Source organism: Pseudomonas marginalis (assembly GCF_900105325.1).
Classification (GTDB): domain Bacteria; phylum Pseudomonadota; class Gammaproteobacteria; order Pseudomonadales; family Pseudomonadaceae; genus Aquipseudomonas; species Aquipseudomonas marginalis.
In genome coordinates, this window is the sequence record NZ_FNSU01000001.1 from 300986 (window position 1) to 324972 (window position 23987).

At 59.4% G+C, this 23987-nt stretch carries 23 protein-coding genes and 1 pseudogene; 18 read left to right on the forward strand and 6 right to left on the reverse strand.

Going from position 1 to position 23987, the window contains the following annotated elements; translation table 11 throughout:
• Positions 1-120: 120 nt before the first annotated feature.
• Positions 121-831, reverse strand: coding sequence for an SIMPL domain-containing protein (locus BLW22_RS01505; protein ID WP_065924316.1), 711 nt, complete (start codon positions 829-831; stop codon positions 121-123).
• Positions 832-1079: 248 nt separating this feature from the next.
• Between BLW22_RS01505 and BLW22_RS01510 the strand changes: the two genes are divergently transcribed.
• From BLW22_RS01510 to BLW22_RS01520, 3 genes are all read left to right on the forward strand, one after another.
• Positions 1080-2342: an ATP-binding protein gene (locus tag BLW22_RS01510; RefSeq protein WP_027604851.1), complete on the forward strand. Its 1263-nt coding sequence runs from the start codon at positions 1080-1082 to the stop codon at positions 2340-2342.
• Positions 2335-2895: a response regulator transcription factor gene (locus BLW22_RS01515; protein WP_010565532.1), complete on the forward strand. Its 561-nt coding sequence runs from the start codon at positions 2335-2337 to the stop codon at positions 2893-2895. Before BLW22_RS01510 ends, BLW22_RS01515 begins: the two co-directional genes overlap by 8 nt.
• Before the next feature lie 97 nt (positions 2896-2992).
• On the forward strand, positions 2993-4717 hold the full coding sequence (locus BLW22_RS01520; RefSeq protein WP_065924315.1) for an ABC transporter ATP-binding protein/permease: 1725 nt from the start codon (positions 2993-2995) through the stop codon (positions 4715-4717).
• 114 nt (positions 4718-4831) lie between these two features.
• On the opposite strand, the pseudogene BLW22_RS01525 reads toward BLW22_RS01520, so the two are convergent.
• A pseudogene (locus BLW22_RS01525) lies at positions 4832-5268 on the reverse strand (Z-ring associated ZapG family protein).
• A gap of 147 nt (positions 5269-5415) precedes the next feature.
• On the opposite strand from BLW22_RS01525, the gene BLW22_RS01530 reads away from it, so the two are divergent.
• The 3 genes from BLW22_RS01530 (at position 5416) to zapE (ending at position 8599) form a co-directional block, all read left to right on the forward strand.
• Positions 5416-6045 (forward strand): alpha/beta hydrolase, encoded by a 630-nt coding sequence (locus BLW22_RS01530; RefSeq protein ID WP_065924314.1) that lies wholly within the window; start codon positions 5416-5418, stop codon positions 6043-6045.
• A gap of 24 nt (positions 6046-6069) precedes the next feature.
• Positions 6070-7425 (forward strand): tryptophan--tRNA ligase, encoded by a 1356-nt coding sequence (locus tag BLW22_RS01535; protein ID WP_074843891.1) that lies wholly within the window; start codon positions 6070-6072, stop codon positions 7423-7425.
• A gap of 79 nt (positions 7426-7504) precedes the next feature.
• On the forward strand, positions 7505-8599 hold the full coding sequence (zapE, locus tag BLW22_RS01540) for a cell division protein ZapE (protein ID WP_053131627.1): 1095 nt from the start codon (positions 7505-7507) through the stop codon (positions 8597-8599).
• 130 nt (positions 8600-8729) lie between these two features.
• Here zapE and BLW22_RS01545 read toward each other — a convergent pair whose 3' ends face one another.
• Complete coding sequence (locus BLW22_RS01545; RefSeq protein WP_169899207.1) at positions 8730-9650, reverse strand: GlxA family transcriptional regulator; 921 nt, start codon at positions 9648-9650, stop codon at positions 8730-8732.
• A gap of 220 nt (positions 9651-9870) precedes the next feature.
• On the opposite strand from BLW22_RS01545, the gene BLW22_RS01550 reads away from it, so the two are divergent.
• Positions 9871-11007: an acyl-CoA dehydrogenase family protein gene (locus BLW22_RS01550; RefSeq protein ID WP_065924312.1), complete on the forward strand. Its 1137-nt coding sequence runs from the start codon at positions 9871-9873 to the stop codon at positions 11005-11007.
• 60 nt (positions 11008-11067) lie between these two features.
• Here the strand turns inward: BLW22_RS01550 and BLW22_RS01555 are convergent, their stop codons facing one another.
• Positions 11068-12108 (reverse strand): NADP(H)-dependent aldo-keto reductase, encoded by a 1041-nt coding sequence (locus tag BLW22_RS01555; protein ID WP_065924311.1) that lies wholly within the window; start codon positions 12106-12108, stop codon positions 11068-11070.
• Positions 12109-12356: 248 nt separating this feature from the next.
• Between BLW22_RS01555 and rplM the strand changes: the two genes are divergently transcribed.
• The 8 genes from rplM to BLW22_RS01595 all read left to right on the forward strand — a co-directional run bounded on the left by rplM (position 12357) and on the right by BLW22_RS01595 (position 18149).
• Positions 12357-12785 carry a 50S ribosomal protein L13 gene (gene rplM, locus BLW22_RS01560; RefSeq protein WP_003171742.1) on the forward strand — a complete coding sequence of 143 codons (429 nt, stop codon included), beginning with the start codon at positions 12357-12359 and terminating at the stop codon, positions 12783-12785.
• Between the two features lie 14 nt (positions 12786-12799).
• Positions 12800-13192, forward strand: coding sequence for a 30S ribosomal protein S9 (gene rpsI, locus BLW22_RS01565; protein ID WP_003171743.1), 393 nt, complete (start codon positions 12800-12802; stop codon positions 13190-13192).
• A gap of 266 nt (positions 13193-13458) precedes the next feature.
• Positions 13459-14052 (forward strand): ubiquinol-cytochrome c reductase iron-sulfur subunit, encoded by a 594-nt coding sequence (petA, locus tag BLW22_RS01570; protein ID WP_027604843.1) that lies wholly within the window; start codon positions 13459-13461, stop codon positions 14050-14052.
• A complete protein-coding gene (locus BLW22_RS01575) occupies positions 14052-15263 on the forward strand; it encodes a cytochrome b (protein WP_003171746.1) in 1212 nt (403 codons plus the stop codon). Before petA ends, BLW22_RS01575 begins: the two co-directional genes overlap by 1 nt.
• Positions 15263-16042, forward strand: coding sequence for a cytochrome c1 (locus tag BLW22_RS01580; RefSeq protein ID WP_074843894.1), 780 nt, complete (start codon positions 15263-15265; stop codon positions 16040-16042). The genes BLW22_RS01575 and BLW22_RS01580 overlap by 1 nt, the downstream gene beginning before the upstream one ends.
• 148 nt (positions 16043-16190) lie before the next feature.
• Entirely contained in the window at positions 16191-16808 is a 618-nt protein-coding gene (locus tag BLW22_RS01585) for a glutathione S-transferase N-terminal domain-containing protein (protein WP_027604841.1), read from the forward strand.
• A 17-nt stretch (positions 16809-16825) separates the two neighbouring features.
• On the forward strand, positions 16826-17245 hold the full coding sequence (locus tag BLW22_RS01590) for a ClpXP protease specificity-enhancing factor (RefSeq protein ID WP_065924310.1): 420 nt from the start codon (positions 16826-16828) through the stop codon (positions 17243-17245).
• 157 nt (positions 17246-17402) lie between these two features.
• Positions 17403-18149 carry a FadR/GntR family transcriptional regulator gene (locus tag BLW22_RS01595; RefSeq protein WP_027604839.1) on the forward strand — a complete coding sequence of 249 codons (747 nt, stop codon included), beginning with the start codon at positions 17403-17405 and terminating at the stop codon, positions 18147-18149.
• Positions 18150-18185: 36 nt separating this feature from the next.
• Here the strand turns inward: BLW22_RS01595 and BLW22_RS01600 are convergent, their stop codons facing one another.
• Together BLW22_RS01600 and BLW22_RS01605 are read right to left on the reverse strand one after the other, a co-directional pair.
• Positions 18186-18428, reverse strand: a complete 243-nt coding sequence (locus tag BLW22_RS01600) for a hypothetical protein (RefSeq protein WP_065924309.1) — start codon at positions 18426-18428, stop codon at positions 18186-18188.
• A gap of 275 nt (positions 18429-18703) precedes the next feature.
• A complete protein-coding gene (locus BLW22_RS01605) occupies positions 18704-19858 on the reverse strand; it encodes a phospholipase (RefSeq protein ID WP_074843896.1) in 1155 nt (384 codons plus the stop codon).
• Between the two features lie 242 nt (positions 19859-20100).
• On the opposite strand from BLW22_RS01605, the gene kdgD reads away from it, so the two are divergent.
• From kdgD to BLW22_RS01620, 3 genes are all read left to right on the forward strand, one after another.
• Entirely contained in the window at positions 20101-21012 is a 912-nt protein-coding gene (gene kdgD, locus BLW22_RS01610) for a 5-dehydro-4-deoxyglucarate dehydratase (protein WP_027604837.1), read from the forward strand.
• A gap of 54 nt (positions 21013-21066) precedes the next feature.
• Positions 21067-22512, forward strand: coding sequence for an aldehyde dehydrogenase family protein (locus tag BLW22_RS01615; RefSeq protein WP_027604836.1), 1446 nt, complete (start codon positions 21067-21069; stop codon positions 22510-22512).
• 99 nt (positions 22513-22611) lie between these two features.
• Complete coding sequence (locus tag BLW22_RS01620; protein ID WP_027604835.1) at positions 22612-23976, forward strand: MFS transporter; 1365 nt, start codon at positions 22612-22614, stop codon at positions 23974-23976.
• The last annotated feature ends 11 nt before the right edge of the window (positions 23977-23987 follow it).

Below are 23987 nucleotides of genomic sequence, written 5' to 3' on the forward strand. Positions count from 1 at the left end.
ACGAAAACCGGGTGCTTGATTCCGCCGAATATGCCGCTGGATATGACGAGGTCGTGTGGAACAAGCGCAAAAAAAGGCGCAAGCCGTGAGGGCTGCGCCTTTGTTTTGTCGAAACCGGGGTTATTGCAACACTTCGATCACCCCATCGGCACTCATGCTCACCTGGCTGGTACCGGCTTCTACTTCTGGTGCCGGCGCCGAATCCATCATGGCGGCTTTCATCATCATCCCTCCACGTGCATAGGGCTGTGGATAACCATTGGTGTTGAAGTTCAGGTTGACGATCTTGTAGCCCTTGCCGCCCAGCGCATCGGTGGCCAGTTGCGCGCGTGCTTTAAACGCGGCGACCGCGTCCTTGAGCAGGGCGTCTTCGCTGGCCTTGCGCGTGGTGTCGGCGATGGCGAAGTCCATGTTTTCCATTTTCAGGGTATTGAGCAACTCGCCGGTGAGTTTGGACAGCGCCGGGAAGTCCGCGCTTTCCAGGCGCAGTTCGGCGCGCTCGCGCCAGCCGGTGATCTTCTGGTTCTTGTTGTCGTAGATCGGGTAGCTGTTACGGCTGCCCTGGCGCAAGATCACGCCTTGGACTTCGCGCGCCTGGCCCAGGGCCGTGTTCATGGTGGTGGTGATTTCGGCGGCGAGCTTGGCCGGGTCGGTGTTCTGGGACTCGGTGTAGAGGGTGACGATCATCTTGTCGCGGGCCACTTCCTGGCTGACCTCGGCGCGCAGGGAAATCTGGTTGTAATTCAGTGCATCGGCGGCCAGTGCCGGAAGGCTGGCCAGGGCGCTGGCGCTGAGGGTGAGAACAACTGCACTGCGAGTGAAACGAGACATGGAAGCTCCTTAGGGTGTTCGTATCGGTATGACTGTAGACGGTGGTGTCGGGTTCTTCGGGTTTACGAATTAGAAAAAAAGCTTCAAGCGGCAAGCTGCAAGTTAGCGGCGAAGAGGTTTCTTGCAGCTTTTGACTTGGGGCTTGCTGCTGCGGCGCCCATGCGTCAAAGAGCCACACACCCAATGCCCGAGGCGCCGCTTCGTTTATACTCCTGCCGATCCGCCTGCAGCGCTCATCGGGAGAGCTCATGCTCGCCGCCGTAAAACTGACTTCCGCCACCCGCCAGAACCTCTGGCGCCTGACGTTCATTCGTACCCTGGTACTGGCCGCGCAGGCTGGTTCGGTCGGGCTCGCCTATTGGTTCGACCTGCTGCCGCTGCCGTGGCTGCAATTGGGCGTGACCTTGGGTTTCTCCATCGTGCTGTGTGTGTTTACCGCCATTCGGTTGCGCACCACCTGGCCGGTGACGGAGCTGGAATACGCCCTGCAATTGGCCTGCGACCTCTTTATCCACAGTGTGTTGCTGTATTTTTCCGGCGGTTCCACCAACCCGTTCGTGTCTTATTACCTGGTGCCACTGACCATCGCTGCGGTGACCTTGCCGTGGCGCTACTCGGTGGTGCTGTCGGGTATCGCCCTGACCCTGTACACCCTGCTGCTGGCGCGGTTCTATCCGTTGCAAACGTTCCCCATCGCCCGCGAAAACCTGCAGATCTACGGGATGTGGCTGAGCTTTGCCCTGTCTGCCGCCGTGATCACTTTTTTTGCTGCGCGCATGGCCGAAGAGCTGCGCCGCCAGGAAGAACTGCGCGCCATTCGCCGCGAAGAAGGCCTGCGTGACCAGCAACTGCTCGCCGTCGCCACCCAGGCTGCTGGTGCGGCTCACGAATTGGGCACGCCGCTGGCGACCATGAGCGTGCTGCTCAACGAAATGACCCAGGACCATCACGACCCGGCGCTGCAAGAGGATCTCGGCGTGCTGCGCGAACAGGTCAAGCAATGCAAGCAAACCTTGCAGCAACTGGTACGCGCGGCTGAAGCCAATCGCCGCCTGGCGGTCGAGATGCAGGACGTGACCCAGTGGCTCGACGAAGCCCTGAACCGCTGGCACCTGATGCGCCCCGAAGCCAGCTACCGTTTCCATCTGCTGGGGCAGGGGACCGTGCCGCGCCTGGCGCCACCGCCGGACCTGACTCAAGCTTTGCTCAACCTGCTGAACAACGCCGCCGACGCCTGCCCCGAAGGCCTGGAAGTCCGGCTGGATTGGGATGTGGATGACCTGACGATCAGCATTCGCGACCATGGTGCAGGCGTGCCGCTGGCCATCGCCGAGCAGATCGGCAAACCTTTCTTTACCACCAAGGGCAAAGGCTTCGGCCTGGGCCTGTTTTTGAGCAAGGCCAGCGTGACCCGCGCGGGCGGCTCAGTGAAGCTCTATAGTCATGAGGAAGGCGGTACGCTCACCGAGCTGCGCCTGCCCCGTGTCGCACGAGGAGATATCGATGAGTGACGAGATCCAAGTCGAAGGCGAAGAACTGCCGCACCTGTTGCTGGTAGATGATGACGCCACGTTTACCCGCGTGATGGCGCGCGCCATGAGCCGTCGCGGTTTTCGCGTGAGCACTGCCGGCTCCGCCGAAGAAGGCCTGGCCATCGCCCAGGCCGACTTGCCGGACTACGCCGCGCTCGACCTGAAAATGGATGGCGACTCCGGCCTGGTGCTGTTGCCCAAGCTGCTGGAACTCGACCCGGAAATGCGTGTGGTGATCCTCACCGGTTACTCCAGCATCGCCACTGCCGTCGAAGCCATCAAGCGCGGTGCCTGCAACTACCTGTGCAAGCCGGCGGATGCCGATGACGTACTGGCTGCGTTGCTGTCCGAGCACGCCGACCTCGACACCCTGGTGCCGGAAAACCCGATGTCGGTGGACCGCCTGCAGTGGGAACACATCCAGCGCGTCCTCACCGAACACGAAGGCAATATCTCCGCCACTGCGCGCGCCCTGGGCATGCACCGGCGCACCCTGCAACGCAAACTGCAGAAGCGTCCGGTACGCCGCTGAACCTAAGCTGAACAGCCTGCTTCAGGCCGCACGGAACCCTGAACCGATCACCTATGATCGGTTCAAACGCCTGCCTTCCTCCCTACGAGCCTGAACGATGAATCAGAACGCTGAGTACTCTGCGGTCAATGACGCTGTGCGTGGGCAATTTTTTCGCCGAACCTGGGCGATGATCACGCCTTATTGGCGAAGTGAAGAGAAGGGCAAGGCCTGGTTGTTGCTCGCCGTGGTGATTGGCCTGTCGCTGTTCAGCGTGGCCATTTCCGTGTGGCTCAACCACTGGTACAAGGACTTCTACAACGCCCTGGAAAACAAGGACACCGCCGCCTTCTGGCAACAGATCGTTTACTTCTGCGGTATCGCCACGGTGGCGATTCTCGGCGCGGTCTACCGTCTCTACCTCACTCAGATGCTGACCATTCGCTGGCGTGCATGGCTCACCGAAAAGTATTTTGCCCGCTGGCTTGGCAACAAGAACTACTACCAGCTGGAGCAGGGCGGCTACACCGATAACCCGGACCAGCGGATTTCCGAAGACCTCAACAGCTTTACCCTGAACACCCTGAGTCTTGGCCTTGGGCTGCTGCGCAATGTGGTCAGCCTGGTGTCGTTCTCCATCATCCTGTGGGGCGTGTCGGGCAGTATTGAAGTGTTCGGTATCACCATCCCCGGCTACATGTTCTGGTGTGCATTGGTCTATGCCGGTGTCGGCAGTTGGCTGACCCATCTGATCGGTCGTCGTTTGATCGGCTTGAGCAACCAGCAGCAACGCTTCGAAGCGGACTTGCGTTTCTCCATGGTGCGGGTGCGGGAGAATGCCGAGAGCATCGCCCTGTACAACGGCGAACCTAATGAGCATCAGCGGTTGAGCGCGCGGTTCGGGAAGGTCTGGCATAACTACTGGGACATCATGAAGGTGTCCAAGCGCCTGACGTTCTTCACTGCCGGCTATGAACAGATTGCGATCGTCTTTGCGTTTATCGTGGCTGCCCCGCGCTACTTTTCCGGCAAGATCGAACTGGGCGAACTGATGCAAATCAACTCGGCGTTCGGCAACGTGCAGGGCAACTTCAGCTGGTTTATCAGCGCGTACGCCGACCTGGCCGGCTGGCGCGCGACCAGCGATCGTCTACTGAGTTTTCAGCAGGCCATGCGTGAAAACGAGCAACGCCCAGCTGCCATCGACGTCAGCGCAGAGGGCGAGCGTCTTGTGGTGCAAGGGCTGGGCTTGAACCTGGTGGATGGTCGCCACCTGCTGACCGACGCCAACATGATCGTTGAGCCGGGCCAGCGCGTCATGCTCAGCGGCCGTTCCGGCAGCGGCAAAAGTACCTTGCTGCGCGCCATGGGACATCTCTGGCCGGCTGGTCACGGCAGCATTCGCCTGCCGGCCAGGCGTTACCTGTTCCTGCCGCAGAAGCCCTATCTGCCGATCGGCACACTCAAGGCGGTGTTGAGTTATCCACAGGACGACAGCGTCTATTCGGCAGAACGTTATGCACAGGTCCTGGAAACCTGTCGCCTGCCGCACCTGGTGGGTCGCCTGGATGAAGCCAACCATTGGCAACGCATGCTCTCGCCCGGCGAGCAACAGCGCTTGGCCTTTGCCCGAGCCTTGTTGTTCGCGCCGCAATGGCTCTATATGGACGAAGCGACATCGGCCATGGATGAAGAGGATGAGGCGACGTTGTATCAGGCGTTGATTGATGAATTGCCTGGGTTGAGCATTGTCAGCGTCGGCCATCGCAGCAGCCTCAAGCGCTTCCATGGGCGGCATGTGCGGATCGAGGGTGGGTGGCTTCAAGAGCAACCTGTGGCCTGAGGCCGGACATTGGTCAATGTGGGAGAGGGCAAGCCCCCCTCCCGCAAGAGCGAGGCCAACAAAAAGCCCGGTTGATCAGCGATCAACCGGGCTTTTCTATTGCTTGAAAATAACTTACTTCTTCAAGCCGTAATGCTCATCCAGCATGCCTGGGGCGTTTGGCGTTTTTGGCGCGTAGTCCCGTGGCGGCTCCTGGTTTTCCCGGGGGGAGTCAGGCGTTCCCGTGGAGTTTGCGGTGCATCGGAATGCAGCGCGGCCAGCAGGCGCTGGCGGGTGATGTCGTCGAGGGCCAGGCGGTTTGCGCCATCGGCGAGGTGATCCTGTACTTCCTGGTAGCTCTGGGTGAGTTTCTTGACCAGGGTCGCGGTGCTGTTGAAGTGGGTAACAACCTCGTTCTGATAACTGTCAAAACGTTCCTGAATGTCATCCAACTGACGCTGCGTGCGGTTAGGCGCGGCATTCGGCAGCAGGCGGGCAACCAGGAATCCAATGGCGACACCGGCAACCAAGGCGAGAGTCGGCAACAACCAAACTAAGAGCGAGTGTTCCACGAGTCCTTCCTCTATAAACGGCTTTGCTTTACGTTAACGGCTCAAACCTGCGCTGTATACCGCGATTAAGCTCGCAATGATGCCATGCACAGACTTTTAGCTAGACGAGTCGACCCTTTGAGAGGTCACGGAGTTCATTCCTTGCTCATGCGTGAAACCCCCGTTTTGATCGATGGCCCGGTAGGCCAATTGGAAGCCCTGTACCTGGATCACCCCGAGCCACGTGGCCTGGCGCTGATCTGCCACCCTAATCCGGTGCAGGGCGGGACCATGCTCAATAAAGTCGTTTCGACTCTGCAACGCACGGCTCGCGATGCCGGGTTGATTACTTTGCGTTTCAATTACCGTGGCGTCGGCGCGAGTGCCGGCACCCACGACATGAGCACCGGTGAAGTGGACGATGCCGAAGCGGCTGCCACCTGGCTGCGTGAAAAGCACCCCGACCTGCCGATCACCCTGCTCGGTTTTTCCTTTGGCGGCTACGTGGCGGCCAGCCTCGGCGGCCGCCTGGAAGCCAAAGGCGAAAAGCTCGCGCACCTGTTCATGGTCGCCGCGGCGGTGATGCGCCTGCGCGATACCGATGTGCTGCCCCACAGCTGCCCGTTGACCCTGATCCAGCCGGAAACCGACGAAGTGGTCGACCCGCAAACCGTCTACGACTGGTCCGCCGCCTTGAAACGCCCCCATGAGCTGCTGAAAGTGGCAGAATGCGGGCACTTTTTTCATGGCAAGCTCACCGATCTCAAGGATCTGGTGCTGCCGCGCCTCTCGAATTGATAGCAGTCTGATAAGCGATTACCCATGACGACTCGTACCCGTATCCTCACCGGCATCACCACCACCGGCACGCCGCACCTGGGCAACTACGCTGGTGCGATCCGCCCGGCGATCCTGGCCAGCCAGGATGCCAATGCCGACTCCTTCTACTTCCTGGCCGACTACCACGCCCTGATCAAATGCGATGACCCGCAGCGCATCCAGCGCTCGCGTATGGAAATCGCCGCGACCTGGCTGGCCGGTGGCCTGGATGTGAACCGGGTGACCTTCTATCGTCAGTCCGACATCCCGGAAATCCCCGAGCTGACCTGGCTGCTGACCTGCGTCGCCGCCAAGGGGCTGCTCAACCGCGCCCATGCCTACAAGGCCTCGGTGGACAAGAACGTGGAGACCGGCGAAGACCCGGATGCGGGCATCACCATGGGCCTGTACAGCTACCCGGTGCTGATGGCGGCGGACATCCTGATGTTCAACGCGCACAAAGTGCCGGTGGGCCGCGACCAGATCCAGCACGTGGAAATGGCCCGCGACATCGGCCAGCGCTTCAATCACCTGTTCGGCAACGGTAAAGAATTCTTCACCATGCCCGAGGCGTTGATCGAGGAAAGCGTTGCCACCTTGCCGGGCCTGGATGGCCGCAAGATGTCCAAGAGCTACGACAACACCATCCCGTTGTTCACCAGCGCCAAGGACATGAAAGACGCCATCTCGCGCATCGTCACCGACTCGCGCGCCCCTGGCGAAGCCAAGGACCCGGATAACTCACACCTGTTCACCCTGTACCAGGCGTTTGCGAGCAAGGCCCAGGAAGAAGAATTCCGCGCCGAACTGCTGCAAGGCCTGGGCTGGGGCGAGGCGAAGAACCGTCTGTTCCAGCTGCTTGATGGTCAGCTCGGCGAAGCGCGCGAGCGTTACCACCAGTTGATGTCGCGCCCTTCGGACATGGAAGACCTGTTGCAGGTCGGCGCCAGGAAAGCCCGTGCCGTCGCCGCGCCATTCCTGGCCGAGTTGCGTGAAGCGGTGGGCCTGCGTTCGTTCGTCGAACAGGCAGCAGCGCCGGTCGCGGTCAAGAAGAAGGCCGCGAAGGCCGCGCGTTTCGTGAGCTTCCGTGAAGACGACGGCAGCTTCCGCTTCCGCTTGTTGGCCGCCGATGGCGAGCAATTGCTGCTGTCGCGCAATTTTGCCGATGGTAAAGCGGCCGGCGCAGTCACCAAGCAACTGCAAAGTGGTGCTGCGCTGGACGTACGCAGCGAGGCCCTGAGCTTCAGCGTATGGCTGGACGGTGCCGCAGTGGCCGACAGCGCCGAGTTCACCGATGCCGCATCCCGTGATGCCGCCATTGCAGCCCTGCGCATTGCGTTGACCCCAATCGAGGATTAACCCGACCAAGGGTTGATTGCCATTATCCAGGGCCGTCGTTACAGTGACGGCCCGTTTTTGTTGCCTTGCTAACGAAATTATGACGCCCCTAGAACGATACCAAGCTGATCTGAAACGCCCTGAATTCTTCCATGACGCGGCCCAGGAAACGGCGGTGCGTCATTTGCAGCGCCTGTACGACGACCTGGTTGCGGCCTCGCAAAGCAAGCCGGGGATGCTCAGCAAGCTGTTCGGCAAGAAAGACCACACGCCGGTCAAGGGCCTGTATTTCTGGGGCGGCGTGGGCCGGGGCAAGACCTACCTGGTCGATACGTTCTTTGAAGCGCTGCCGTTCAAGGAAAAGGTACGGACACACTTCCACCGCTTCATGAAGCGCGTGCACGAAGAGATGAAGACCTTGCCGGGCGAGAAAAACCCGCTGACCATCATCGCCAAGCGTTTCTCCGATGAAGCGCGGGTCATTTGCTTCGATGAGTTCTTCGTCTCCGATATCACCGATGCCATGATCCTCGGCACCCTGATGGAAGAGCTGTTCAAGAACGGCGTGACCCTGGTCGCGACCTCGAACATCGTGCCCGACGGCCTGTACAAGGACGGCCTGCAGCGCGCGCGCTTCCTGCCGGCCATTGCGCTGATCAAGCAGAACACCGAGATCGTCAACGTCGACAGCGGCGTCGACTACCGTCTGCGTCACCTCGAACAGGCGGAGTTGTTCCATTTTCCGCTGAACGAAGCGGCGCACGAAAGCCTGCGCAAAAGCTTCCGCGCCCTCACGCCGGAATGCACCCAGGCGGTGGAAAACGACAAGCTGATGATCGAGAACCGCGAAATCATCGCCCTGCGTACCTGCGATGACGTGGCCTGGTTCGAATTCCGCCAACTGTGCGACGGCCCACGCAGTCAGAACGACTACATCGAACTGGGCAAGATCTTCCACGCAGTGATCCTCAGCGGCGTGGAGCAGATGAGCGTCACCACCGACGACATCGCACGACGGTTTATCAACATGGTCGACGAGTTCTACGACCGTAACGTCAAGTTGATCATCTCGGCCGAAGTCGAGCTCAAGGATCTTTATACCGGTGGCCGCTTGAATTTCGAGTTCCAACGCACCCTGAGCCGCTTGCTGGAAATGCAGTCCCACGAGTTCCTGTCGCGCGGTCACAAACCTTAAGATCAATGCAGATCAAATGTGGGAGGGGGCTTGCTCCCGATCGCGGAGTGTCAGTCACTGTAGAAGTTGACAGATCCATCGCAATCGGGAGCAAGCCCCCTCCCACATTTACCCTGTGTATACCCCTATTTTATGCGGCTTGCTGAAACTGTTGCCGATATTGGTTCGGTGACAGCTCCGTGTGCTGCCTGAACAACCGCGCAAAGAAACTCGCATCGTCGTAACCCACCTCATAACTGATGGTCTTGATGCTCTTGCGGCTGCCCGAGAGCAGGCCCTTGGCCGTCTCGATACGCAGCCGTTGCAGGTAATGCAGCGGCTTGTCGCCGGTGGCGGTCTGGAAGCGGCGCATGAAGTTGCGGATGCTCATGCCGTGTTCCCGGGCGACGTCTTCGAAGCGGAATTTGTCGGCGAAGTGCTCTTCGAGCCAATGCTGGATCTGCAGGATGATCACGTCCTGGTGCAGCTTCTGGCCGCCAAAACCGATACGTCCCGGCGAGTAGCTGCGCTGCACTTCGTAGAGGATGTCGCGGGCCACGGCCTGGGCGATGTTGGCGCCGCAGAAGCGTTCGATCAGGTAGATATACAGGTCGCACGCCGAGGTGGTGCCGCCGGCGCAATACAGGTTGTCGGCGTCGGTGAGGTGCTTGTCCTGGTTGAGCTGGACCTTGGGGAAGCGTTCGCCGAACGCGTTGAAGAAACGCCAGTAGGTGGTCGCCTCCTTGCCATCGAGCAGGCCGGCTTCGGCCAGCCAGAACACCCCGGTGGCTTCGCCGCAGAGTACCGCGCCCCGTGCATGCTGTTCGCGCAGCCACGGCAGCACTTGCGGGTAGCGCGCGCACAGGGCATCGAAGTCATCCCAGAAGGCTGGTAGCACGATAATGTCGGCGTCTTCCAGGCCGCCGTCCACCGGCATGATCACGTCACTGAAGCTGCGCACCGATTTTCCGTCGGGGCTCACCAGGCGTGTTTCGAACGCTGGGGTCAGGCCCAGGCCTTGCTGTTTGCCATAACGCAGGCTGGCGAGATGGAAGAAGTCCTTGGCCTGCATCAGGGTCGAAGCGAATACCCGATCAATGGCCAAAATGCTGACGCGCCGCAATGGCGTGGAGATTTGGTTAGACATAATTTCATTTATTCTTATAGGGGAAAGTGGTCACCAGACGGCTGGATCGTCTTATTTTTTGTCGCATGTGTCCAGTGTCCTGTGACGCCATCGGGGCATAGGCTCTGTGGGCTCGTCCTTGTCCGACAATCCACGCAGGTGACCCATGATTCCGAGAACCTTGTTCAGCCCGGAGCACGAACTCTTCCGCCAGAGCGTGCGCACCTTTCTTGAAAAAGACGCTGCACCGTTTCACGGGCAATGGGAGAAGCAGGGCTACATCGACCGTAACCTGTGGAGCAAGGCGGGGGAGGCGGGGATGTTGTGTTCCCATCTGCCGGAGGAATACGGCGGGCTGGGCGCGGACTTTCTCTACAGCGCAGTAGTGATCGAAGAGATCAGTCGCCTGGGCCTGACCGGCATCGGCTTTTCCCTGCATTCGGACATTGTCGCGCCCTACATCCTGCATTACGGCAGTGAAGCGCTGAAGCACAAGTACCTGCCCAAGTTGATCTCTGGTGAGATGGTCACGGCCATCGCCATGACCGAGCCGGGTGCCGGGTCCGACTTGCAAGGGGTCAAGACCACCGCGGTGCTGGACGGTGATGAGTATGTGATCAATGGCTCCAAGACCTTTATCACCAACGGGTACTTGGCTGAGCTGGTGATCGTGGTCGCCAAGACCGATCCCAAGGCCGGTGCCAAGGGCACCAGCCTGTTTCTGGTGGAGTCCGATACGCCCGGCTTCGCCAAGGGCAAGCGCCTGGAGAAGGTCGGCATGAAGGCCCAGGACACCTCGGAGCTGTTCTTCCAGGACGTGCGGGTGCCCAAGGAAAACCTGCTGGGCCAGGCCGGCATGGGCTTCGCCTACTTGATGCAGGAATTGCCCCAGGAGCGTCTGACTGTCGCGATTGGCGCGCTGTCGTCTGCCGAGGCGGCGTTGCAGTGGACCCTGGAATACACCCGTGAGCGCAAGGCGTTCGGCAAGGCGATTGCCGACTTCCAGAACACCCGTTTCAAGCTGGCGGAGATGGCCACGGAGATTCAGATCGGCCGCGTATTCGTCGACAAATGCATGGCGCTGCACCTGGAAGGCAAGCTGGATGTGCCCACTGCCGCGATGGCCAAGTACTGGGCCACGGACCTGCAATGCAAGGTGCTGGATGAGTGCGTGCAGTTGCACGGCGGCTACGGCTTCATGTGGGAATACCCGATTGCGCGGGCGTGGGCGGATGCGCGGGTGCAGCGGATTTATGCGGGGACCAACGAGATCATGAAGGAGATCATTGCGCGGGCGCTTTGATTTTTGCTGGTCTTGAATGCGTCATCGGGGGCAGGCCCCCGATAGCGCTCTACAGATCAATCAAGGCGCAGGATTCGGATGATCCTTCTGAATCGCCTCAATCCCTTCCAGTACTTCCTTCGACAGCTTCAGATCAGCACTGGCGATGTTGCTGTCCAGTTGCTCCAGGTTCGTGGCGCCAATAATGTTGCTGGTCACGAACGGCTGTTGTGTCACAAACGCCAATGCCATCTGCGCCGGATCCAGGCCATGCTCCCGCGCCAGTGCCACATAACGGCTGCACGCCGCCTCCGACTGCGGGTTGAAGTAGCGGCTGAAGCGGCTGTACTCGGTCAGGCGCGCCTTGGCCGGGCGTGCGCCACCTTCGTACTTGCCACTGAGCATGCCGAACGCCAGGGGCGAGTAAGCCAGCAGGCCGCATTGCTCACGGATGGCCACTTCGGCCAAGCCCACTTCAAAGCTGCGGTTGAGCAGGTTGTAGGGGTTCTGGATCGATACCGCGCGGGTCCAGCCACGGGCTTCGGCCAGGGCCAGGAATTTCATGGTGCCCCACGGGGTTTCATTGGACAGGCCGATATGGCGGATCTTACCGGCCTTGACCTGCTCGTCCAGGGCTTCGAGGGTTTCCTCCAGCGGGGTGAGGTCGTCTTCGTCCTTGTGCTTGTAGCTCAGTTGGCCGAAGAAGTTGGTGCTGCGCTCCGGCCAGTGCAATTGGTAGAGGTCGATCCAGTCGGTTTGCAGGCGCTTGAGACTGGCGTCCAGTGCCTCGACGATGTGCTTGCGGTTGTGGCGCAGGTGGCCATCGCGGATGTAGTCGATAGTGTTGCCGGGGCCGGCGATCTTGCTGGCGAGGATCCAGTCGCCGCGGTCGCCGCGGCTTTTGAAGTAATTGCCGATATAGCGTTCGGTGGTGGCATAGGTGTCGGCCTTGGGCGGCACCGGGTACATTTCCGCGGTATCGAGGAAGTTGATCCCCGCCGCCTTGGCCCGTTCGATCTGCGCGAAGGCCTCTGCCTCGCTGTTCTGCTCGCCCCACGTCATGGTGCCCAGGGCTATCGCGCTCACGTTCAGATCCGTACGGCCCAGCTGTCGATAATCCATCGGGTACTCCTTCAGGGAAAACAATCATAAAAGCAGGTTGAATTTTTTTTCGCAATCTGCATAATTGCCCACCTCTTTCTGCAGTGGAAGTGATGCGCCGCCTGCCGAAGAATCTTGCCGTTGAACGGACGCGCCGACCCGAGCCCCCGATAGCGTCTGTATCCGGCTGCCTTTGACTTGTCAAAGTAAGCACTATTCAGTAAGATCCGCCGTCTAATTTACAGGGCGGCCCCTGAGGCTATTAAAGAATGACAACTTTTACTGCAAAACCGGAAACAGTTCAGCGCGACTGGTTTGTCGTCGACGCCGCTGGTCAGACCCTGGGTCGTCTGGCCACTGAAGTCGCCAGCCGTCTGCGTGGCAAGCACAAGCCTGAGTACACCCCTCACGTTGACACCGGTGACTACATCGTGATCATCAACGCTGAGCAGGTACGTGTTACCGGCAACAAAGCGCAAGACAAAATGTACTACCGTCACTCCGGTTTCCCAGGCGGTATCAAGTCTTCCAACTTTGAAGGCCTGATCTCCAAGAAGCCTGAAGCCCCGATCGAAATCGCGGTCAAAGGCATGCTGCCGAAGGGCCCACTGGGTCGCGATATGTTTCGCAAGCTGAAAGTCTATGCGGGCGCTGTACACCCTCATGCTGCTCAGCAGCCCCAAGAACTGAAGTTTTAACGGAATAGTTCATTATGTCGGCGACTCAAAATTACGGCACTGGCCGTCGCAAAACCGCAACCGCACGCGTTTTCCTGCGTCCGGGCACTGGTAACATCTCGATCAACAACCGCACTCTGGACAACTTCTTCGGTCGCGAAACTGCCCGCATGGTAGTTCGTCAGCCGCTGGAATTGACCGAGACTGTTGAAAAGTTCGACATCTACGTCACCGTTATCGGTGGCGGTGTAAGTGGTCAAGCTGGCGCAATCCGCCACGGTATCACTCGCGCTCTGATGCAGTACGACGAAACCCTGCGTGGCGCTCTGCGCAAAGCTGGCTTCGTGACTCGTGATGCCCGTGAAGTTGAACGTAAGAAAGTCGGTCTGCGTAAAGCGCGTAAGCGTCCGCAGTACTCGAAGCGTTAATTCGCTTTACGTTCCACAAAAACGCCCAGCCTCCTTACGGAGCTGGGCGTTTTTTATTGCCTGCGATTTATGCACATTTTTCACCGTGACAACTTGCCACATCCGTAGACCCCCTATACTACAAGGCCTGGAGGCGGAGCCCCGGGCAATTCCCTTGTCAGACGTGGGGCTTTTCATTACCATTCGGCAAAATTTTTATAAGTTCAGATTTAATACTTAGTAGACGCCTGATTTAACAGGCCAAAAAGCTGATGGGAGAGGACTGAATGAGCAATGACGGCGTGAATGCAGGCCGGCGTCGCTTCTTGGTAGCAGCCACATCCGTGGTGGGTGCTGCAGGAGCGGTGGGGGCTGCGGTCCCGTTCGTGGGGTCATGGTTTCCCAGTGCCAAGGCGAAAGCCGCAGGTGCACCGGTGAAGGTGAATATCAGCAAGATCGAACCAGGCCAGCAGATGATTGCTGAGTGGCGCGGCCAGCCGGTATTCATTGTTCGTCGTACGGAGGAAATCCTGGGAAATCTGAAAAAGATCGAAGGCCAGCTGTCTGACCCCAAATCTGAGAAATCCGACCAACCCGCCTACGCCAAAAACGAAGCACGTTCGATCAAGCCAGAGATTCTGCTGCTGGTCGGCCTGTGTACCCACTTGGGATGCTCACCCACCTTCCGCCCGGAAGTTGCCCCAGTCGATCTGGGTAAAGACTGGGTCGGTGGTTATTTCTGCCCCTGCCACGGCTCCCACTACGATCTGGCGGGTCGCGTCTACAAGTCCCAGCCCGCTCCCTTGAACCTGCCCGTGCCTCCGCATACCTACGAAACTGACGACCTCATTGTCATTGGCCTCGATAAGGAGAACGCGTGATGAGCAAGTTCATGGATTGGGTCGATGCACGCTTCCCCGCTACTAAAATGTGGGAAGACCATCTCAGCAAGTATTACGCCCCGAAGAACTTCAACTTCTTCTACTTCTTTGGCTCCCTGGCACTGCTGGTGCTGGTCAACCAGATCGTCACCGGTGTCTGGCTGACGATGAGCTACACCCCGTCGGCGGAGGAGGCGTTTGCTTCCGTCGAATACATCATGCGTGACGTCGAGTACGGCTCGATCCTGCGCCTGCTGCACTCCACCGGCGCTTCAGCGTTCTTTATCGTGGTCTACCTGCACATGTTCCGTGGCTTGCTCTACGGTTCGTACCAGAAGCCCCGCGAGCTGGTGTGGGTGTTCGGCATGCTGATCTACCTGGCGCTGATGGCGGAAGCCTTCATGGGCTACCTGCTGCCATGGGGCCAGATGTCGTACTGGGGCGCGCAGGTGATCATCTCGCTGTTCGGTGCCATTCCGGTCATCGGCAACGACCTGACCCAGTGGATCCGTGGTGACTACCTGATCTCCGGTATCACCCTGAACCGCTTCTTCGCCCTGCACGTCGTGGCGCTGCCGATTGTGATCCTGGGCCTGGTGGTGCTGCACATCCTGGCGCTGCACGAAGTGGGTTCCAACAACCCGGACGGCGTTGACATCAAGAAGCACAAGGACGAGAACGGCATCCCGCTGGATGGCATCCCGTTCCACCCGTACTACACCGTGAAAGACATTGTCGGCGTGGTCGTGTTCCTCTTCGTGTTCTGCTCGATCGTGTTCTTTTTCCCGGAGATGGGTGGTTATTTCCTCGAGAAGCCGAACTTCGAACAGGCGAACGCCTTCAAGACACCTGAGCACATTGCCCCGGTCTGGTACTTCACGCCGTTCTACGCGATCTTGCGGGCGATCCCCGACAAACTCATGGGCGTCATCGCCATGGGCGCGGCCATTGCGGTGCTGTTCGTGTTGCCGTGGCTCGACCGAAGCCCGGTCAAGTCCATGCGCTACAAAGGCTGGCTGAGCAAAATCTGGCTGTGGGTGTTCTGCATAGCATTCGTGATTCTGGGCGTGTTGGGCGTATTGGCGCCGACCCCTGAGCGTACGCTGCTGTCGCAGGTCTGCACCTTCCTGTACTTCGCCTACTTCATTCTGATGCCGTTCTACACCCGGCTCGAGAAGACCAAACCGGTTCCGGAAAGGGTGACTGGCTGATGAAAAAATTATTCGTTGCATTGATGCTTGCGGCGCTGCCGCTACTGTCCTTCGCTGCCGAACACGGCGGCCCGGAACTGGAAAAAGTCGATATCGACGTGTCTGACAAGACGGCTATGCAAGACGGCGCGCGTACGTTCGCCAACTACTGCATGGGCTGCCACAGCGCCAAGTTCCAGCGTTACGAGCGGGTGGCCGATGACCTCGGTATCCCCCATGAAATGATGCTGGAGAAGCTGGTGTTCACCGGTGCCAAGATCGGCGACCACATGAATATCGGCATGAAGCCTGCCGACGCCAAGACCTGGTTCGGCGCAGCACCGCCTGACTTGACGCTGGTGGCACGTGTACGCGGCACCGACTGGCTCTACGGCTACCTGAAATCCTTCTACGAGGACCCGGCGCGCCCTTATGGCGTGAACAACCGTGTGTTCCCGAACGTCGGCATGCCTAACGTTCTGGTCGGCCTGCAAGGCAAGCAAGTGGTAGGATGCAAGCAGGTTCAGGTCGTCGAAGACGGCAAGAAGCAATATGATCCGTTGACCGGGACGCCTTTGACTCATGAAGCGTGCGATCAACTGAAGATAGAAACCCCTGGTTCGTTGACTGACGAGCAGTTTGACGAGAAGGTCAAGAATCTGGTGACCTTCCTGGCCTATTCGGCCAACCCCGTCAAACTGCAACACCAGCGCATCGGGACGTATGTCTTGCTGTACCTGGCTTTCTTCTTCGTATTCGCTTATCTGCTTAAACGCGAATACTGGAAGGATGTGCATTGATCCAACCGTAAGCAATTGCTGTTAATCTTGCGCGCCCAGCGGCATCTCTAACCCGTAGCGACCTGGACTTTCCAGAGGCTGCAGAGATGCTTTCTGGGCGCGCTCGTTTTTGAGCTTTCCATAATTTCAACAAGCGAGGAGGACCGCCATGGGCGTGACCAATCGGTTGGCCTGTTACTCCGACCCCGCCGACCACTATTCCCACCGAGTACGCATCGTACTCGCAGAGAAGGGTGTCAGCGCCGAGATCATCAGTGTGGAGGTGGGTCGTCATCCGCCGAAACTGATCGAAGTGAACCCTTACGGCAGCTTGCCCACCCTGGTCGATCGTGACCTGGCGTTGTGGGAGTCAACCGTGGTGATGGAATATCTGGATGAGCGTTACCCGCATCCGCCTTTGCTGCCGGTGTATCCGGTGGCCCGTGCCAACAGCCGCCTGCTGATCCATCGGATCCAGCGAGATTGGTGCGGGCTGGTGGATTTGATCCTGGATACCCGCAGCAAAGAAGCCGCTCGGGTGCAGGCGCGCAAGGAATTGCGCGAGAGCCTGACCGGTGTTTCGCCGTTGTTCGCTGATAAACCTTTTTTCCTCAGTGAGGAACAAAGCTTGGTGGATTGCTGCCTATTACCCATACTCTGGCGCTTGCCGATTCTGGGCATTGAACTGCCACGGCCGGCCAAGCCGTTGCTTGATTACATGGAGCGCCAGTTTGCGCGTGAGGCTTTCCAGGCAAGTCTGTCTGGTGTCGAACGCGATATGCGCTAAGGCTTAAGGAGCCGTTGATGAACTCCAGTCGACCTTACCTGGTCCGCGCGCTCTATGAGTGGATTGTGGATAACGATTGCACCCCGCACATGCTGGTCAATTCCGAGTTTCCTGCGGTTCAGGTACCGCAGGGGTTTGCCAGTGACGGGCAGATTGTGTTGAACGTATCACCCAGTGCCGTGCGCCACCTGCACATGGACAATGAAGCGGTAAGCTTCGAAGGGCGTTTCGGCGGTGTGCCGCACACGCTGTACGTGCCGATTGGCGCTATCCTCGGCATCTATGCCCGGGAGAACGGCCAAGGCATGGTGTTCGATCTGGAGTCGCCTTTCGAGGACGACGAAGTGATTGAAGAGGAAGACGGCGATGATGTGCCGCCACCGGATAGCGAGCCACCGCGTCCAAGCGGTCGGCCGAGTCTGAAAGTGGTGAAGTAAGCGGCGTTCGCCTTCGGGTGCGCTGGAAAAATGCCTCGATCCGTATCGAGGCATTTTTTTGCACGCAGGATATGAGTGAAAGTCGCGACTGAACGGTGATCGTACAACCACCATGGGCTATGATGCCTCTTTACCCAACCGAGATAGATGACTCCAAATGGAAAACGCCAGCACCGCCCCTCGTCTTCCCCGCAAGCGCCGCAGCCTTGCCCAGGAATTGGTCACGGTGTTGTCCGAGCAGATCCGCGACGGCCAACTCAAGCGTGGCGACAAGCTGCCCACCGAATCGGCGATCATGGACGCCCATGGCGTCAGCCGCACCGTGGTCCGCGAAGCCATCTCCCGCTTGCAGGCGGCGGGGCAGGTGGAAACCCGTCATGGTATCGGCACCTTTGTGCTCGACACGCCGAGCCCGAGCGGCTTTCGAATCGACCCGGCTACGGTAGTCACTTTGCGTGACGTGCTGGCGATTCTCGAACTGCGTATCAGCCTGGAAGTGGAATCTGCCGGGCTGGCCGCACTGCGCCGTAGCGATGAACAGCTGGCCGCCATGCGCGCGGCCCTCGATGCCCTGAATGAAAGCGCGGCGCACGCCGGTGATGCAGTGGCCTCGGACTTCGCATTCCACCTGGAAATTGCGTTGTCCACCGGCAACCGCTACTTCACCGACATCATGACCCACCTGGGCACCAGCATCATCCCGCGTACGCGCCTGAACTCGGCACGCCTGGCCCATGATGACCACCAGCACTACATGGGGCGCCTGAGCCGCGAACACGAAGAAATTTATGAGGCGATTGCCCGCCAGGATTCGGATGCGGCGAGGGCGGCGATGCGCTTGCACCTGACCAATAGCCGTGAGCGGCTGCGCCATGCTCATGAAGAGGCTGAAAGGGCAGGCTGATCGTCAGCAGGTGGCTTATGTGCCGTTCAGCGTTTTCTATGACGTTTGCATTGATTGGATGTAGGACGCTAACGAGTCCAGTGTCGCTTTCTTCGCCACGTCATCAGGAAGGTTCAACTGAAGCGCCTTCACGGACGTGTCAATCACACGACGCCTTTCGTTCTCGTCAGCAATCAGCTCGGCCAAAGGCATATCGGGATCAAAGTCTTGATCTTTATTGTCCCGATGGGCTTCGAAACTGGAGGCCAGTAGGCCGAAAATTTCATCAGTGGTTTTCATGACGCACCTCTCTCATCAACCTTAGTAAAAGAAGCAAAAATCAAGCACAGACCGGAGCTGGCGCAACGTTAGGGTCCTTGATATTCAGTCGCATTGATTTTCCTGGGGTCCGTTCCCTTGTCGGCCTATGGTGCGGTGGCCTGACGCCTCAGGCATCAGGAGTGCTGCAACAAATCGCCTCAGGAGCCAATTTCTAAGCCCCCTGAGGTGTGTTATCCGCCCTTGATGAACGGTACATAACTGTTAGAACTCACAGTATCGACAGGCGGTACCGCTCAAGCCGGCGTATTCGGCTTGTAATCCTTGAGCAACAAATACGTACTCCACCCCCACCAATCATTGGTCCAGTGCTTGTCGTTGAGGTCATTCACGTCCTTGCGACGCAGCACCTTGTCTCCCTCCATCTTGAACAGCGGCGAAAAGTTATTCGCCGGGTTCTGCGCGGCATTCAGATCCGGCACATACAGCGGTGCCTTGAAGTTGGCCGGGGAGGGCGCAACGCCACTGATGAAGGTTTCGAAGATCTCATCAGCGGATGCCTGAACGGCGCGTTTGACCTGTGCCCGATTGGCTGCGTCGATACTGTCGAAATAGCGTTTGTCGCCATAGGCATGCCACTCGTCACCCATGGCATTGCGCACCTTGAGCCCGAACTTGCTGTCTTCATCGTGCATGAAGCGGCTGATCAGCGAGCCCAGTTCGCCCGGAGTGACGACCGCCGCCAGCTGTTTGCGCGGCACGCGCAGGTGGCCGGCAGAAAATAGATCGGTCAAGAAGTGATCGGCAAAGCCGTTCATGGCGTAGGCCAGTTCCAATGCCTGATCGGTACCGGTCTGGTGGGCCACTACAGCCTGTTGCAAGGCGGCTGTATGCCCCGCCAGGTAGGCCGCCATCGCCCATTCGCCGAAGTGGTCGGCGTTGTCCGCCGCCAGCTTCAGGTAGCGTCCAAGTGGGATCAATGCCGACACCGCGCTGCCGCCACCGGTGATGCGGTTCCATTCCTCGGACAATGTATCACCCAGGGCATCATAGGCTTCATGGGCTTGCTTGCCGTCCTTGATCGCCTGGTTGACCGCGTTGATCTCTTTTTGCATCACCGCCAGGATCTTCGGCGCTTCGTCCCGCGAGGCCGGTAGCACGGCCAGTGAGTTGAACGCGGCGCTGAAACGTTGCATACGATCGGCAGGTGAGGTGCCCTCGTTGATGGGCTGGCCGGGGATACCATAAAAGTCACCGCCCAGGGCGATCACTTGGCCGTAGGTGAGTGCCAACCCGTTGGGCAGGTGCAGTTCGACTTGCCGCGCGGGGATTGCCGGGGCGTCCTTGCTGAAGCGCAACAGCGTATCGTCGCCGATGGCGGTGTGTTCGCCGCCTTCGAAGCGCAGGGTAGGTGGTTTTTTTGCGGGTGCTGCGAGTTCAGGACCTGACATGTTAGCTCCTTGCTATGTCGTAGGAATCTTCCTTGATTGCTGTATGTATATACAGTAATACCGAGCATAGAGGAATAATTTCCTACGTCAAGAACACCGCTGCCCAAGCCTTTCAACTCCCTCAAGTGCACAACGCCGATGAATTGCAGTTGACGAAATTATTTATAGTTGTACGATGACGTACGACATCAACAAAACCAACAACCTTTCAATAGAAAGTCTTCGCCCAGGGTGTTCGAATAATGAATCCACAAGAACTGAAGTCCATCCTCTCCCACGGTCTGCTGTCTTTCCCGGTGACCGATTTCAACGCCCAGGGTGACTTCCACCAGGCGGGCTACATCAAGCGCCTGGAATGGCTGGCCCCCTACGGCGCCACTGCTTTGTTCGCAGCGGGCGGCACCGGTGAGTTTTTCTCCCTCGCCGCCAGCGAATATTCCCAAGTGATCAAGACCGCCGTTGATACCTGCGCTACCAGCGTGCCGATCCTCGCCGGGGTCGGTGGTTCGACCCGCCAGGCCATCGAGTACGCGCAAGAAGCCGAGCGCCTGGGCGCCAAAGGCCTGCTGCTGCTGCCGCACTACCTCACCGAAGCCAGCCAGGATGGCGTTGCCGCCCACGTTGAAGCGGTGTGCAAATCGGTCAAGATCGGTGTGGTGGTCTACAACCGCAACGTGTGCCGCCTGACCGCTCCGCTGCTGGAACGTCTGGCCGAGCGCTGCCCGAACCTGATCGGCTACAAGGATGGCCTGGGTGACATCGAGTTGATGGTGTCGATCCGCCGCCGTCTGGGCGATCGTTTCAGCTACCTCGGCGGCCTGCCGACCGCAGAGGTCTACGCCGCTGCCTACAAGGCCCTGGGCGTACCGGTGTACTCCTCGGCGGTGTTCAACTTCATCCCGAAAACCGCGATGGATTTCTACCACGCCATTGCCAAGGACGATCACGCCACCGTCGCCAAGATCATCGACGACTTCTTCCTGCCGTACCTGGACATCCGTAACCGCAAGGCCGGTTATGCCGTGAGCATCGTCAAGGCGGGTGCAAAAATCGTCGGCTATGACGCAGGCCCTGTGCGCACGCCGCTGACCGATCTGCTGCCGGAAGAATACGAAGCCCTGGCCGCGCTGATCGACAAGCAAGGTCCGCAATAAATTATCCACAAGGCCGCTGAGCAATCAGCGGCCTTTTGCGTCAGGAGAAGATTCGTGTCCCAAGTAAAGCGTTTTGAGAACTACATCAACGGTGAATGGGTTGCCGGCGCCGACTACTGCGTCAACCTCAACCCGTCGGAGTTGTCCGATGTCATTGGTGAATACGCCAAGGCCGACGTCACCCAGGTCAACGCCGCCATCGACGCCGCCCGTGCCGCATTCCCGGCCTGGTCCACTTCCGGGATCCAGGCTCGCCACGATGCCCTGGATAAAGTCGGCAGCGAAATCCTCGCCCGTCGCGAAGAACTCGGCACCCTGTTGGCCCGTGAAGAAGGCAAAACCCTGCCGGAAGCCATCGGCGAAGTGACCCGCGCCGGTAACATCTTCAAGTTCTTCGCCGGTGAATGCCTGCGGTTGTCCGGCGACTACGTGCCGTCGGTACGCCCGGGCGTCAACGTGGAAGTCACCCGTGAAGCCCTCGGCGTGGTCGGCCTGATCACCCCGTGGAACTTCCCGATCGCCATTCCCGCCTGGAAAATCGCCCCGGCCCTGGCCTACGGCAACTGCGTGGTGATCAAGCCGGCTGAACTGGTACCGGGCTGCGCCTGGGCCCTGGCGGAGATCATCTCCCGGGCCGGTTTCCCTGCCGGTGTGTTCAACCTGGTAATGGGCAGCGGCCGTGTGGTGGGCGATGTGCTGGTCAACAGCCCGAAAGTCGACGGCATCAGCTTCACCGGCTCCGTCGGTGTGGGTCGCCAGATCGCTGTCAGCTGCGTATCGCGCCAAGCCAAAGTGCAGTTGGAAATGGGCGGCAAGAACCCGCAGATCATTCTCGACGACGCCGATCTCAAGCAGGCCGTCGAGTTGTCGGTACAGAGCGCGTTCTACTCCACCGGCCAGCGTTGCACGGCGTCCAGCCGCCTGATCGTCACCGCCGGTATCCACGACCAGTTCGTCGCGGCCATGGCCGAGCGCATGAAGTCGATCAAGGTCGGCCACGCGCTGAAAAGCGGCACCGACATCGGCCCGGTGGTTTCCCAGGCTCAACTGGACCAGGACATGAAGTACATCGACATCGGCCAAAGCGAAGGCGCGCGGCTGGTGAGCGGTGGCGGCCTGGTCACCTGCGACACCGAAGGCTACTACCTGGCGCCAACGCTGTTTGCCGACAGCGAAGCCGCCATGCGTATCAGCCGTGAAGAGATCTTCGGCCCGGTCGCCAACGTCGTGCGCGTGGCGGACTACGAGGCGGCACTGGCCATGGCCAACGACACCGAGTTCGGTTTGTCGGCGGGCATTGCCACCACGTCGTTGAAGTACGCCAACCACTTCAAGCGCCACTCCCAGGCGGGGATGGTGATGGTCAACCTGCCGACCGCAGGTGTGGATTACCACGTTCCATTCGGTGGCCGTAAAGGCTCGTCCTATGGCTCGCGGGAGCAAGGTCGCTATGCCCAGGAGTTCTACACCGTGGTGAAAACCAGCTACATCGGTTCGTAATACGCAACACCCAGTGGGGGCCGGAGGCCTGCCGGTCCCCACGACAAAAAACAGAAAACCATTACCCGCAAAAAAAATAATTAGTGGGAGTACTTCTACATGCAAGCGACCAAGCCGACCCATGTCCGCTATTTGATCCTGCTCATGCTGTTCCTGGTGACCACGATCAACTATGCCGACCGGGCCACCATTGCAATCGCGGGCTCCAGCCTGCAAAAAGACCTCGGCATCGACGCGGTCACCCTCGGTTATATCTTCTCCGCATTCGGTTGGGCCTACGTGGCCGGGCAAATCCCCGGCGGCTGGCTGCTGGACCGATTCGGCTCGAAAAAAGTCTATGCCCTGAGCATCTTCACCTGGTCACTGTTCACCGTGCTGCAAGGCTATGTCGGTGAGTTCGGTGTCTCCACCGCAGTGGTTGCGCTGTTCATGCTGCGCTTCATGGTGGGCCTGGCCGAGGCGCCGTCCTTCCCGGGCAACGCGCGCATTGTTGCCGCCTGGTTCCCGACCGCCGAGCGCGGTACGGCCTCGGCGATCTTCAATTCGGCGCAGTACTTCGCCACGGTGTTGTTCGCGCCGCTGATGGGCTGGATCGTCTACCGCTTCGGCTGGCAGCACGTGTTTATCGTGATGGGCGTGATCGGCATCGTGTTCTCGCTGATCTGGCTGAAAGTTATCCACAGCCCGCGCCAGCACCCGATGATCAACGAAGCCGAGCTCAATCACATCGCCGCCAATGGCGCGATGGTCGATATGGATCAGGACAAGGGCAAGGGTAAGAAAACCGACGGTCCGAAGTGGGATTACATCCGTCAGTTGCTGACCAACCGCATGATGCTTGGCGTGTACCTGGGCCAGTACTGCATCAACGGCATCACCTACTTCTTCCTGACCTGGTTCCCGGTGTACCTGGTGCAGGATCGCGGCATGACCATCCTCAAGGCCGGTTTCATCGCCTCGTTGCCGGCGATCTGCGGGTTTATCGGTGGCGTGCTGGGCGGGGTGATTTCCGACTACCTGCTGCGCAAAGGCCATTCGCTGACGTTCGCCCGCAAGGCGCCGATCATTGCCGGCCTGCTGGTCTCCAGCAGCATCATCGCGTGTAACTACGTTGACGTTGAGTGGATGGTGGTGGGCTTCATGGCCTTGGCCTTCTTCGGCAAGGGCGTCGGCGCACTGGGCTGGGCGGTCGTGTCCGACACCTCGCCGAAACAAATCGCCGGTCTCAGTGGCGGCTTGTTCAACACCTTCGGTAACCTCGCGTCGATCACCACGCCGATTGTCATCGGCTACATCATCAGCACCACCGGCTCGTTCAAGTGGGCCCTGGTGTTTGTCGGCGCCAACGCGCTGGTGGCGGTGTTCAGCTATCTGGTCATCGTCGGCCCGATCAAGCGTGTAGTACTCAAAGAGCCGCCAAGCAAGGGGCCTGAGTTGACCAACCTAACCGAAGCGCATTCCTGAGAGGCCCCGTG